The organism is Vreelandella populi, from assembly GCF_003989825.1.
Classification (GTDB): domain Bacteria; phylum Pseudomonadota; class Gammaproteobacteria; order Pseudomonadales; family Halomonadaceae; genus Vreelandella; species Vreelandella populi.
In genome coordinates this window covers 41,852-54,879 of the sequence record NZ_RZHE01000006.1, presented here as the reverse complement: position 1 = coordinate 54,879, position 13,028 = coordinate 41,852, and the positions used below count along the sequence as shown (strand labels likewise).

Annotated in this window: 13 protein-coding genes; 12 read left to right on the top strand and 1 reads right to left on the bottom strand. The window is 54.5% G+C overall.

Annotated elements, in window-relative coordinates:
* The first annotated feature begins 243 nt into the window (after positions 1 to 243).
* The 9 genes from rnr (at position 244) to ELY25_RS05240 (ending at position 8,052) form a co-directional block, all read left to right on the top strand.
* Positions 244 to 2,646 (top strand): ribonuclease R, encoded by a 2,403-nt coding sequence (gene rnr / locus ELY25_RS05280; protein ID WP_126950247.1) that lies wholly within the window; start codon positions 244 to 246, stop codon positions 2,644 to 2,646.
* A gap of 2 nt (positions 2,647 to 2,648) precedes the next feature.
* Positions 2,649 to 3,446 (top strand): 23S rRNA (guanosine(2251)-2'-O)-methyltransferase RlmB, encoded by a 798-nt coding sequence (gene rlmB / locus ELY25_RS05275; protein WP_126950246.1) that lies wholly within the window; start codon positions 2,649 to 2,651, stop codon positions 3,444 to 3,446.
* A gap of 207 nt (positions 3,447 to 3,653) precedes the next feature.
* On the top strand, positions 3,654 to 4,040 hold the full coding sequence (rpsF, locus tag ELY25_RS05270; RefSeq protein ID WP_126950245.1) for a 30S ribosomal protein S6: 387 nt from the start codon (positions 3,654 to 3,656) through the stop codon (positions 4,038 to 4,040).
* 33 nt (positions 4,041 to 4,073) lie between these two features.
* The gene (gene rpsR, locus ELY25_RS05265) at positions 4,074 to 4,301 is read left to right on the top strand and encodes a 30S ribosomal protein S18 (RefSeq protein ID WP_009097135.1); all 228 of its coding nucleotides are present in this window, start codon (positions 4,074 to 4,076) and stop codon (positions 4,299 to 4,301) included.
* A gap of 12 nt (positions 4,302 to 4,313) precedes the next feature.
* A complete protein-coding gene (locus tag ELY25_RS05260; RefSeq protein ID WP_126950244.1) occupies positions 4,314 to 5,165 on the top strand; it encodes a hypothetical protein in 852 nt (283 codons plus the stop codon).
* A 15-nt stretch (positions 5,166 to 5,180) separates the two neighbouring features.
* Positions 5,181 to 5,627 carry a 50S ribosomal protein L9 gene (gene rplI, locus ELY25_RS05255; RefSeq protein WP_126950243.1) on the top strand — a complete coding sequence of 149 codons (447 nt, stop codon included), beginning with the start codon at positions 5,181 to 5,183 and terminating at the stop codon, positions 5,625 to 5,627.
* A gap of 215 nt (positions 5,628 to 5,842) precedes the next feature.
* Positions 5,843 to 7,231 (top strand): replicative DNA helicase, encoded by a 1,389-nt coding sequence (gene dnaB, locus ELY25_RS05250; protein ID WP_126950242.1) that lies wholly within the window; start codon positions 5,843 to 5,845, stop codon positions 7,229 to 7,231.
* A 78-nt stretch (positions 7,232 to 7,309) separates the two neighbouring features.
* Entirely contained in the window at positions 7,310 to 7,603 is a 294-nt protein-coding gene (locus tag ELY25_RS05245; RefSeq protein ID WP_126950241.1) for a hypothetical protein, read from the top strand.
* A gap of 146 nt (positions 7,604 to 7,749) precedes the next feature.
* Positions 7,750 to 8,052, top strand: a complete 303-nt coding sequence (locus ELY25_RS05240) for a DUF6482 family protein (protein ID WP_126950240.1) — start codon at positions 7,750 to 7,752, stop codon at positions 8,050 to 8,052.
* A 42-nt stretch (positions 8,053 to 8,094) separates the two neighbouring features.
* On the opposite strand, the gene ELY25_RS05235 is transcribed toward ELY25_RS05240, so the two are convergent.
* A complete protein-coding gene (locus ELY25_RS05235) occupies positions 8,095 to 8,493 on the bottom strand; it encodes a thiol-disulfide oxidoreductase DCC family protein (protein WP_126950239.1) in 399 nt (132 codons plus the stop codon).
* A gap of 367 nt (positions 8,494 to 8,860) precedes the next feature.
* Here ELY25_RS05235 and hemH point away from each other — a divergent pair, with 367 nt between their 5' ends.
* The 3 genes from hemH to ELY25_RS05220 all read left to right on the top strand — a co-directional run bounded on the left by hemH (position 8,861) and on the right by ELY25_RS05220 (position 13,026).
* The gene (gene hemH / locus ELY25_RS05230) at positions 8,861 to 9,931 is read left to right on the top strand and encodes a ferrochelatase (protein ID WP_126950238.1); all 1,071 of its coding nucleotides are present in this window, start codon (positions 8,861 to 8,863) and stop codon (positions 9,929 to 9,931) included.
* A gap of 319 nt (positions 9,932 to 10,250) precedes the next feature.
* Positions 10,251 to 12,602: a putative monovalent cation/H+ antiporter subunit A gene (locus tag ELY25_RS05225; RefSeq protein WP_126950237.1), complete on the top strand. Its 2,352-nt coding sequence runs from the start codon at positions 10,251 to 10,253 to the stop codon at positions 12,600 to 12,602.
* Positions 12,595 to 13,026, top strand: a complete 432-nt coding sequence (locus tag ELY25_RS05220) for a Na+/H+ antiporter subunit B (RefSeq protein WP_126950236.1) — start codon at positions 12,595 to 12,597, stop codon at positions 13,024 to 13,026. The genes ELY25_RS05225 and ELY25_RS05220 overlap by 8 nt, the downstream gene beginning before the upstream one ends.
* Positions 13,027 to 13,028 lie beyond the last annotated feature (2 nt).

Below are 13,028 nucleotides of genomic sequence, written 5' to 3'. Positions count from 1 at the left end.
GTGGCGCGTATGATACGCTTGTGTTGATGAAATGCAAGCCCTGAAAACTGATTTTATTGCATAAACCGCGTAATCGACGCTCAAGATGGTTGGGTCATGGAACGTGCAGCGCTATACTGCATCCATGACCAAACAAAACATTGAATTTTTCAGCACTATGAAAGCTGAAACCCCTCGCTCGCAACGCTTGGCGTTTGCGCTTTTTCACTGCCTTCCGAAGACGCCTTCAAGGATGTTGATCGCATGAAGTACTGGACGTTAAGTGATGATCCGCACGCTGAACGCGAAGCGCACAAATACGATAACCCAGCCCCTAGTCGCGAATACCTGCTCGCGGCGCTTGAAAGCTATGGCAAGCCGATCACTCATGAAAACATGAGCCGCATGCTGGGCCTGGAAGATGAAGACCATCATGAAGCGATCAGGCGTCGCCTTGCTGCCATGGAACGCGATGGCCAGGTGCTGCGTGACCGGCGCGGCGCTTATGCACTGATCGACAAGCTTGATCTGGTTAAAGGTAAGGTGCTTGGACACCGCGACGGCTTTGGCTTTTTGCTGCGTGATGACGGTAAAAAGCCGGATCTGGTGCTGCCGCCACGTCAAATGCGCCGTGTCTTTCACGGCGATCATGTGCTGGCGCGGGTTAGCGGCACCGACCGGCGGGGCCGCGATGAGGCGACTATCGCCGACGTCATTGCTCGTAATACGCAGACCATTGTCGGCGTTTACCGAAGCAATACGCCTGAATTCGGCATCTTGATTCCGGAAAACCCGCGTATCACTCAAGAGATTATCATCCCGCATAGCGCCTGCGCTGGCGCCAAGGATGGTCAGGTAATTTCGGCCAGGATCGTTCAGCAGCCGGCTACCCGCGTCCAGCCGGTAGGTGAAGTGATTGAAGTGCTGGGTGAGCGTATGGATCCCGGCATGGAAATCGATATTGCAATTCGCAGTTACGATATTCCTGCTGAATTTCCGCCCGAGGTGCTGGATCAGACGTCCGGCATTTCTGCCGAGGTGCTGGAAGAGGATAAAAAGCATCGTGTTGACTTGCGCGACACGCCGCTGGTCACCATTGATGACGAGTCTGCCAAGGACTTCGATGACGCCGTTTGCGCGTGGAAAACGAAGTCGGGCAGTTGGAAGCTACTGGTCGCGATTGCTGATGTTTCGCACTATGTAAGGCCGGGCACCGCGCTGGACGACGAAGCGCGCACGCGGGGCAACTCCGTGTACTTCCCCGGCCAGGTAGTTCCCATGCTTCCTGAGCTCTTGTCCAACGGCCTCTGCTCGCTGAACCCCCACGTGGATCGACTGGTCATGGTCTGTGAGATGAATATCTCCAAGACGGGTGCTATCAGCCGCTACTCATTTTATGAAGCCGTGATGAATTCCCATGCTCGCCTGACCTATAACAAGGTGGCGGCGATGCTGGATGAAGAGAGCGAAGAGGGTGGCGCGCTGCGTGAAGAGCATCGCGAGCTGGTCAAGCCGCTGCAGGATCTTCATGAGCTGTACAAGTTGCTGCGTGAAGCGCGCGATGAGCGCGGCGCGATCGATTTCGATACGACCGAAACGGCCATCATCTTCAACGATGAGCGCAAGATCGAGAAGATCGTGCCGCGCACGCGTAACGACGCGCACAAGATGATCGAAGAGTGCATGTTGGCCGCTAACGTGGCCACGGCACGCTTTCTGGACAAGCACGATTTGCCGGCGCTGTACCGTATTCACGAGCGGCCCACGCCGGAGCGTCTGGACAAGCTGCGCCTGTTCCTGAATGAGCTCGGGCTTTCCGTCGGTGGGGGCGATCTGCCCACGCCGCAGGATTACCAGGCACTGCGCGAGGCGATCATTGACCGCCCCGATGCCGATATCATTCAGACGATCATGCTGCGCTCGATGAATCAGGCCGTGTACTCGCCTCAGAATGAGGGTCACTTTGGTCTGGCCTATCAGGCCTACGCACACTTTACCTCGCCGATTCGTCGCTATCCCGACTTGCTGGTTCACCGGGCCATTCGCTCGGTAATCCGCGGGCCGCGGCAGACAAATACCGTCATGCGTGTTGAAGGTGCGCCGGTCGAGCCGCCGAGCAAGTGGTGCCCGTACACCTTTGAGCAGATGCTCGAGCTTGGCGAACACTGCTCAATGACTGAGCGGCGTGCCGATGAAGCAACCCGAGATGTCGAGAGCTGGCTCAAGTGCGAGTTCATGTCTGACAAACTGGGCGAGACCTTTGAAGGCACTATCGCGTCAGTCACGCAGTTCGGCCTGTTTGTGCGCCTCGATGCGTTCTACGTGGAAGGCCTGGTGCACGTAACGTCGCTGCCATCAGATTACTACCACTACGAGGCGGAGAAGCATCGCCTGAAAGGTGAGCGCACCGGTACCACCTATCGCCTGGGTGACGGCCTCACGGTTCAAGTCGCGCGCGTTGATATGGATGATCGCAAGATCGATTTCAGCCTGACCGACGACAAGCCGCGCCCGCGCCGTCAGCCGCGCAAGCGTCGCGGTGGTGAAGGTGGTGGTGATACACCTAAAGGTGACGCAGCCAAGAGTGATTCAGCACCCAAGAAAGACAAGCCGTCAACGCGTCGCGGTCCAAGACGCACGCGTCAGTCAACACCGAGGAGAAGCTGAGCATGAAGTCAGCGTCATCTCGACGTGGTGGGGCGCGTACGGTGCGTACCCCCGACGGGTTGGATCAGGTTTATGGCATGCATGCCCTGCAGAGCCTGCTGGAGCGAGGTGAAACGCCTCGTGAGTTGTGGGTGCAGCAGGGTGCCGGGAGCCGCCTGGCGGAAGTGGTGGCTCAGGCGCAAGCGCGCGGTGCACGAATCAAGGAGCAGCCACGCGAGCTTCTAGATCAGTTAACCCAGGGCGCGGCTCACCAAGGGGTGGTCGCATTCTGCCCACCGCTGACGCCGGAAGGGGAAGAGTCGCTCTGGCTAAAACTGCGCGCCTGGCAAGCACCAACGCCGCCGCTACTCCTGGTACTGGATGGTGTGACTGATGTTCACAACTTTGGCGCCTGCCTGCGCAGCGCCGATGCGGCCGGGGCGCACGGCGTGATTGTTGCAAAAGACAAGGCGGCGCCGCTCAACGCGACTGTACGCAAGGTAGCGTGCGGTGCGGCTGAAGTGGTGCCGGTTTATCAGGTGACCAATCTGTCGCGTACACTGGCCAAGCTTAAAGACGCGGGCGTGTGGATTACCGGCACAGCGGGTGAGGCTGAGGCCAGCGTGTATGACATCGACATGACCGGACCCACCGCGCTTGTCATGGGCGCCGAAGGCAAGGGCATGCGTCGTTTGACCCGCGAGGCATGCGACAACCTGGCCAAGCTTCCCATGGCGGGTCAGGTATCAAGCCTGAACGTGTCAGTGGCTGCCGGTATTTGTCTGTTTGAAGCAGTACGTCAGCGCCAGCTTGCAAGTTAGGCGCTTGCCCACTAGAATACCTGCGCCCGTTTGTCTGCAAGTGGGCGTAGGCTTTCAAGCCTGATTGAACACAAGTTCTGTTAAATGCTTTGGTTGTCATTAGCGGCATATCAGATGCATTTCAGTTAACTCCTTGCTTCCCTGTCGCTGTTCTTCGCCTGTTGGTGAAGGCGCACACCGGAAGCTGTCAAACCGCAAGGAGATCCCATGCGTCATTATGAAATCGTGTTTATGGTCCACCCGGATCAGAGCGAGCAAGTGCCGGCTATGGTCGAGCGCTACACCAGCATCGTTACCGAAAACGGTGGCACTGTGCATCGCTTGGAAGATTGGGGCCGTCGTCACCTGGCTTACCCGATCAACAAGATCCACAAAGCCCACTACGTGCTGATGAACGTTGAATGTACTGGTGAGACGCTCGAAGAAATCGAGAACATCTTCCGCTTCAACGATGCCATCATCCGCAGCCTGGTTGTACGCTGCAAGGAAGCGATCACTGAAGCTTCCCCGATGATGAAACCGGCAGAAGAGAAGCGTCCGCGTCGCGAAGACAAGCCGCGCGCTGACCACGACTCTGAAATCGAAACTGCCTGATTCTATCCACTGCACGTTTTAAGGAGCTAATCCATGGCACGTTTTTTCCGTCGCCGTAAGTTTTGCCGCTTCACTGCTGAAGGCGTCAAGCAGATCGACTATAAAGATCTGGACACCCTGAAAGCTTACATCACCGAAACCGGCAAGATTGTTCCGAGCCGTATCACCGGTACCAAAGCACGCTACCAGCGCCAGCTGGCGACTGCTATCAAGCGCTCGCGCTACCTGGCGCTGCTGCCCTACTCCGATAGCCACCAGTAAGCGGTTAACGTGATGCTGGCACTGGCACGATGGCTAATGCGGGGGCTGCCCTACGCCGCAGGCGGGGCGGCACTTGCAACGCTAGTGCCATGGCTGTTCTGGTTAGGAGCAGCTATCGCTGCCTTGGTGACCCTGCGTAAAGGCTTTGCGCCTGCGCTGCCGGTCATTATCGCAGCCGCGCTACCGGCAGGTTTCTGGTGGGCGCAGGGGGATGTGATTCCGCTTGCCAGCGTGTTGCTGGTAACGCTGATGGCCGTCATCCTGCGTGAAAGGATGCGTTGGAGCGAAGCCATGATTGTGGGCGCCTTGGTGGCCGCAGCGATGGTGCAGTTCGGCATCTTTAGCCCGCCTGGCGGTACAGAGCTAATGCTTGAGCAGTTGCGTCAGGGTTCATCGGACGTTGACCATATGCTCACGGAGTTGGCTAATCAGGGGTACAACACCCAGCAGCTTGCCATCATTGTGGTGGGGGGCGTAACGGGTCTTGTGGTTCTGGTGGCGGCTATTGCATGTTTGGCCCTGGCACGAAGCTGGCAGGCCGGGTTGTATAATCCGGGCGGGTTTCGTGAAGAGTTTCATGCGTTGCGACTCACACCTAAAGAGCTTGCCGTATTGGCGGTGCTCAGTGTGGTCAGCATGATACTGGGGGCGCATGCGTTGGCGGTGCTTGGCTGGATTCCGCTTTTGGTTGCTGGCATTGCGTTAGTGCATGGTTATATTGGATTAAAGGGGATGAACGGGCTGTGGCTAGTAGCATTTTATGTGTTGCTGATCATGACCTGGCCCACGATTCTCATTGTGCTGCTGTTGGGGCTGATTGATACATTTGCGAACATTCGCGCACGCCTTGCCCGCGGCAATTGACAAGAGGTTTACGAGATGGAAGTCATTCTGCTCGACAACATTGGTAAGCTGGGCGGCCTGGGTGACAAGGTCACTGTTAAGCCTGGTTATGGTCGTAACTACTTGGTTCCTTACGGCTTAGCCGTACCGGCCACCAAGGAAAACGTTGAAGCGTTTGAAGCACAGCGTGCCGAGCTTGAAGCTCAAGCCGCTGAGCGCAAGGCAGAAGCCCAGGCGCGCGCTGAACAGCTGAACGACATCGAGCTTTCTCTGGTGTCCAAAGCTGGCGACGAAGGCAAGCTGTTTGGTTCTATCGGTCCGCGTGACCTGGCCGACGCTATTTCCTCTGCTGGCATCGACGTTGCCAAGAGCGAAGTACGTATGCCGCAAGGCCCGATTCGTCAAACTGGCGAATACGACATCGACCTCCACCTGCATGCAGAAGTGGACGCCGTTGTACGCGTGGTAGTTGTTGCAGAATAATATTTGCTAACACTATTAACGCCAAAAGGGCGCGGGACTTCCCGCGCCCTTTGCTATTTATGATCAGGGTTATTTCTAAGTGGCTGACAGGGTTTAGTTATCTTAGCTGTTTAGAAATAACATATAAGCAATGGCCTAGCGGTAGTGGCCAACGGTTTGTCCGATTAAGATAGTGGCCTTTATCGGCTATGCTGCACTGTTGAAAGGAGCTCGCTATGGACCAGCCTTCTGCTGATCAGGAAACGGCAGCGATCAAGCTGCCGCCGCATTCGCTAGAGGCGGAGCAGTCAGTGCTGGGCGGGCTAATGCTGGATAACCAGGCGTGGGACAACGTGTCCGAGCGCCTGGTCGCAGATGACTTCTACCGCTACGAGCACCGCCTGGTGTTTAACGTCATGATCCACCTGGCCGAATCAGGGCAGCCGCTGGATGTGATCACGCTATCGGAAGCTCTGGAAGCCCGTGACCATCTGGACACGGTGGGTGGGCTTGCCTTTCTGGCCGAGCTTGCGCGTAATACGCCCTCAGCTAGTAATATTCGCGCCTACGCTGACATCGTGCGCGAGCGGGCAACGCTTAGAAAGCTGATCCGGGCAGCTAACCAGATTGCCGAAGGTGCCTTTGCTCCTCAAGGCCGGCCTGCCGATGAGCTACTCAACGAAGCCGAGCGTCTGGTCTTTCAGATTGCCGAAGAACGCCCAAAAACGGGCGGTCCTATCGGCATGAGCGAGCTTCTGACCAAAGCTGTCGACCGGATCGATGAACTGTTCAACATGAAAGGCGAAATGACCGGCCTTTCGACAGGCTTTCGTGATCTGGATGAGATGACCTCGGGCCTACAGCCGTCGGATCTAGTAATCATTGCCGGGCGTCCCTCCATGGGTAAAACCACCTTCGCCATGAACCTGGTGGAGCACGCGGTCATTTCCAGCGATAAGCCGGTCATGGTGTTCTCCATGGAGATGCCTGCCGAGTCACTGATGCTCAGGATGCTGTCATCGCTAGGGCGTATCGATCAAACCCGCGTGCGCTCAGGTCAACTGGAAGACGAGGATTGGCCTCGTCTGACCTCAGCGGTCAACCTGCTAAAAGACAAGCAGCTGTTTATTGATGATACGGCCGCGCTGTCGCCCAATGAGATGCGCTCTCGACTGCGCCGCGTTGTACGTGAGCATGGCAACATGGCGCTGATCATGATCGATTACCTTCAACTGATGCAGATCCCTGGCTTTTCGGAAAACAGAACGGGTGAGATCTCGGAGATTTCACGCTCGCTGAAAGGGCTAGCAAAAGAGTTTCAATGTCCTGTGGTCGCACTTTCCCAGCTTAACCGCTCGCTGGAGCAGCGCCCAAACAAGCGCCCGGTCATGTCGGATTTGCGCGAATCTGGAGCTATCGAGCAGGATGCGGACGTTATTGCCTTTGTTTATCGTGATGAAGTGTATAACCCCGATAACCCCGATAATCAGGGCATTGCTGAACTGATTATTGGTAAGCAGCGTAACGGGCCTATCGGTGCGGTACATATGGCATTTATTGGTAAATATACCCGTTTTGAAGATTTGGCCCCGGATAGCTATGGTGGCCAGGCTTTTGGTGAATGAATGAGATATGAGGGTAAGGCACCGTTGGTGCGCCTTCATGACTTGCGAATACTGCAATAGAACATACGGGAGTAAGACATGGCAGGTGGTTTTCGGCGTGGTAATCGTCAGCGTCTTCCTAAGCTTGAAGGGCGTGGAGAGCTTCAGGAGCTGGAGCGGGAAGGGCCCTTTAAAGAGTGGCTAGGCATGCCCGATCTTTATCGCTATTACCTGGTCGTTGAGGGTGAAAAATACAGCTATCAAACGGAAGATGCTGAGCTGCCGGTAACGGTCGGTGACAAGGTGGTTTTTCGTTACAAGGAAACCAAAGGCGGTAACTGGATTGACCGTAATTCGTTGGGTAAGGCTATTGACCCTTCCGAGTACCAATAATTTGACCCGCTTAGCATATTAGCGCTCCGGAACTCTCCTGAAAAGTTGCCCTCTTAGTCAAGTAGTGCCAAGGTAAAGGTAACAGGAATGTAATAGGGCGCAGTCATCCTGTGCTCTATTGTTGTATCCAATAATAGGAGGGAACCATGGAGCTGAAAGCGCTTAAACAGTTCGTTGATAGTCACGATAACTTTGAAATCCGTGTTATCACTCATTCAGGCAGTCGGTTTTATCAACTTGAACTTGAAGATATGGAAGGCAAGCGGCATATGCTCACCCAGCGTAGCAAGCCGATGCTGTTTCGTTCTCTGGATGATGTCTATCTAGAATTGAAACGGGCCGGTATTCACCGGGCGTACCTGGTTCAGCATGTGCCCCAGGATGAAATGATTGGCCGTGATGCGCATTATAGCGAGCCGTTGACATCACGCATGCCGCTGGTGTTCTGATCGTTCTGATTAGCACAACGCTGCGCCATTCAGATAGCATTATTAACCTTTGATGTGATGTTGCGCCCACCACCGCCCTAGCCGAACCCGGCGACGGGCAAAGAAACGGTAGCCTGCATTCATTACCCCTCGCAGGCCCGGTAAGCAAGAAAGCCTTACCAGCCGCCGGTAGCCCAGAAGCGCATATAGGGCCCGGCTGGCATCCATGCCCACGTACCACTGCTCATTTCGATCCTTTAAATGCAGCTGCCCCATCAGTTCATCGAAGGGCCGACCGGTCTCTTCGGCATTGAAATCGCTATCTTGGATATCCACTAACCTTACGTGCTCACGGTATGGGTGTCTTTTCAACCAGTTGACCTCTACCTGACAGAACGGGCAGTGACCGTCGTGATACAGCGTAACGGGTGGAGCGGCGTTCAAGACGAAGTGATGGCTCATTGCAAACTCCTTGAATAACGCTAGATATGGATTTTGTGCCAGTAGTCTTAACGAGTCTTGGAGCCATTGCCCGGCAGTGCTTGGGCAAAACGCCGCATGACAGCCAATAAAACGATTTTGTGTATATGGTATGAGCGTGCCGAGTTTCCTCGATTATTTCGTATTACGCGACCACCGTCGTGAGGGCGCCATCGCAAAGCGTGCTGAGCAAAAGCGATAGCAAGTTGCTCAGTACCAGCATCAAAGGCTTAGACGCATTTTAACCGATGGTTATACAAATAATGTTGATAGTATAACTTTATGCCGCGGCTTTGCTGAAAAGTGTTAAGATTTTTACCCACGAAGTCGCCTTTTGGGAGTAAGCGTAATGACTGATAGCGTTGTAATGGATCAAGCGGGAGAGGGTCGTCTGACGAATGCCCCAGCCAGTCACCCGGGCGTACCTAGCGCTAAAGTGGGTGTTGTTGTGGCCAACCTGGGCACACCCGATGCTACCGACTATTGGTCTATGCGGCGCTATTTAAGCGAGTTTTTATCCGATAAGCGAGTCGTGGATTATGCTGCCTGGAAGTGGCAGCCGCTGTTACAACTGATTATTTTGACCAAGCGGCCTTTCTCCTCAGGTAAAGCGTATAAAAGCATCTGGAACAAAGAGAAAGATGAAAGTCCGTTGCTAACTATTACCCGCGTCCAGACCGAAAAACTCACTGAGCGTTTAAAAGCCTTATATGGAGAAAATGTCGAAGTCGATTTCTGTATGCGTTACGGCAATCCTTCCACTAAAAGCGTGCTGGGCCGCATGAAAGAGAAGGGGTGTGAGCGTATCGTTTTCTTTCCGCTGTACCCCCAGTATGGTTCGCCCACAACGGCCACGGCCAATGACGAAGCGTTTCGTGCCCTGATGAAGATGAAATGGCAGCCGGCCATTCGCACGGTGCCCGCCTATTTTGATCGACCCACTTATATACAAGCGCTCGCCAACTCGGTCACCGACGTATACAGCCAGCTTGAAACGCGACCCACCAAGCTAGTCGCCAGCTACCATGGGGTGCCCGAGCGCTATTTGCTGGAAGGCGACCCCTACCACTGCCAGTGCCATAAAACCACGCGCCTGTTGCGCGAAGCGCTAGGGTTTAGCAAGGAAGAAGTGGATACGGCATTTCAGTCGCAATTCGGACCTGAAAAGTGGGTAGGCCCGCAAACCGTTGAGCATGTAGCCACACTCGCTAGGCAAGGCCATAAACATATCGCTATTTTATCGCCTGCCTTTTCAGCCGATTGTGTTGAAACACTTGAAGAAATTAAAGAAGAGATTTATGACAGCTTTATCGCCGCAGGAGGCGAAACGTTTAGCTATATTCCCTGCTTAAATGATCGTGAAGATCACATGGATGCTTTATTAGAAGTGATTAATAATGAACTTTCAGGGTGGCTTTAGTTAGCATGAAAACAATTACCAGTTAAAACACATTAATAAAAATAAGCAAGCTATCTAGTTGATTTCGTTTAAAGGGGTGGCTGGTAACAGCTGGTTGTCTGTTATAGAGTCTACGACTTTAGATCATCTCTAGTTAACGTTTAGCGCGCTAATTAAAGCGCGACTGCCTGATTGCAAAAAGCAGGGCGCTTTGCGCTATACACAGGTTTGTTGGGTAAAAAGCGGGTGACATGGACCACGTTGTCCGCTTGCCATGAGAGGCCCCGTACGTCACAAGGACCCGCCCAGCGTGGGACTGTTACTCAGGAGATATCGCTAGATGCAATTCGCCGTCTTAATGGGGTTTGTGTTAGCCGCGCTTGCGCCACTAATGCATCGCTGGTTTGCAGACCGTACAAGCTGGGTACTGGCTCTTTTTCCTGCGCTGATCGCTGGTTGGTTATTCTCCCAGGCCCCCACGATTATTGAAGAAGGCTCGCTGCTTTTAGAGTGGCAGTGGGTGCCCTCACTGGGGATCAGTCTTACCTTTTTGCTCGACGGCCTGTCATTGCTGTTTGGCCTATTGATCACCGTAATTGGCGCCTGCGTATTTATTTATGCGGGCGGCTATTTAAAAGGGCACCCAGATATCGCGCGATTCCATATAGCGCTGATGGCGTTTATGGTTTCCATGTTGGGTCTTGTTCTGGCAGACGGGCTGGTTACGCTGTTCATTTTCTGGGAGCTGACCAGTATTACCTCTTATCTGCTGATTGGCTTTAACCATGCCGATTTGCAGGCTCGCAAATCTGCCCGCCAAGGGCTTTTTGTCACTTTTGCGGGCGGGCTCGCCTTAATGGCGGGGCTGGTATTGTTGGGGGTTGCCAGTGACAGCTGGTCGTTAAGCGATATTCGTGCCATGGAAACCGACCTGCGCGACCATGCACTTTACACCCCCATGCTAATCTGCCTGCTGTTAGGCGCCTTTACCAAGTCAGCCCAGTTTCCGTTTCATTTCTGGCTACCCAATGCGATGGCCGCGCCAACGCCGGTATCCGCCTACCTGCACTCCGCCACAATGGTAAAAGCAGGTATTTATTTGCTTGCACGGTTACAGCCGGAATTGGGTGGCACGGCTCTCTGGGTGGGTATTCTTTCCTTGGTGGGGGGGACGACGCTGCTGGTGGGTGCCTTTTTGGCCATTCACCATACCAATGTCAAAAAGCTGTTGGCGTATTCAACCATCATGGCGCTGGGTACGCTGACGATGCTGCTGGGCATTGGTACTGAGTATGCCATGACGGCGTTTGTCACTTTCTTGCTTGCGCACTCCCTGTACAAGGGGGCGTTGTTCATGGTGGCAGGTAACCTGGACCACGAAACAGGCACTAAGGATGTGACGGCCATGGGTGGGCTGCGGCCGCTGATGCCGGTAACAGCCATGATTGCCCTAGTGGCTGCACTGTCACTTGCTGGAGTGCCGCCCATGTTCGGCTTTATTGCTAAGGAACTTCAGTTTGAGGCAGTGCTGGGGGCCGAGGGTTACCGAGGTTTGCTGGTTCCATTTGTCTTCATTAGCGCGGTGCTCACTATTGCCGTTGCCGCCATTATTGCATTGCGTCCTTTTTATGGAACGCGTCGCCAAACGCCTAAAGTGCCTCATGAGGCACCCTTCAGTATGCTGATTGGTCCAGGGCTCTTAAGTGTAGGCTCCGTGGTATTTGGCATAGCGCCAGCGATGTTCGGCGCTGATGCGTTGCTAACCTCGGCGGCGAGCGCTGTGGCGGGCCAACCCGTGGAGATAACGCTGTCGCTCTGGTATGGCGTTAATCTGGCATTGATCATGTCGGTCGTAAGCCTTGGCCTGGGCTTTCTGCTGTTTAAATATTGGGACAACGTGCGTGCCAGGCTTTCACTGCTGGCGCCCATCATGCGCCATGGCCCTGAAGCCGGCTATGAGCACTTGCTGAATGGTGTGGTGCAGTTTTCCGAATGGCAGACCCGCATACTCCAGAACGGCTATATGCGTAACTATATCCTGGTCATGCTGGTTGTTCTAATCGCGCTGATTGGCAACTCCATACTGGTGCGCCACTCGCCGCTTATCGCCTTTGACCTTGATGTACGATTCCACGAAATCATTGTGGTAGGCACCATGACCATGAGCGCCCTGTTTGCCACCATTACCCGCTCGCGGCTTGGCGCTGTGGCATCGGTGGGCATTATGGGCTTCTCTATTGCGCTTGTGTTTATCCTGTTTAGCGCACCCGACTTGGGCATTACTCAGCTTCTGGTTGAAACCCTCACGGTTATCCTGCTGGTGCTGGTGCTCTTCAGGCTGCCGCGCTTTTCGCATCTTTCCACCAATCTTGAGCGAATTCGTGATGGTTCGGTAGCGGCGATGATGGGCATTCTGATGTTCCTATTGATCATGACGGCCTGGAGCATCGACCAGTTTGAGTCCATTTCCACCTATATGGTGGAAAACAGCGCGCCGCTCGCTCACGGGCGCAATATCGTCAACGTTATTTTGGTCGACTACCGGGCGCTGGATACCCTGGGCGAGATGTTTGTACTGGCGCTAGCGGCTATCGGGGTGATCGCTATGCTCAAGCTGCGCCACGAACCGGAGAGTCCTAAAACGGCCGCTGAAGGCAGCAAGACAGATACCAAGGAGCCGTACGATGGTTAAGTCAGGGACGATCATTCTCAATACGGCCGCGCGTTTTTTAATGCCGTTGCAGCTGATGTTCTCGGTGTTTCTACTGCTTCGGGGGCACGATGAACCTGGCGGCGGTTTTATTGCCGGGCTGGTCGCGGCGGGGGCGTTCACGCTCTACCTGCTGGCTTTCGGGGTGAGTGCCACAAAAGAAGTGTTACGCATGGTAGACCCACGCGACTTGATTGGCGTGGGTCTGCTGCTGGGCATGATATCGGTACTACCTTCCTGGTTTATGGGCCAGCCATTTTTAACGGCCCAATGGTGGACGATCCCAGTGGTTGAATTCAAGGCATCAACGCCGCTGATTTTCGATATTGGCGTTTATCTGGCGGTGCTAGGTTCGGTAGTTGGCATGGTCATGGCCTTAATGGAGGTGGACAAGGATGAGCCTTAAGG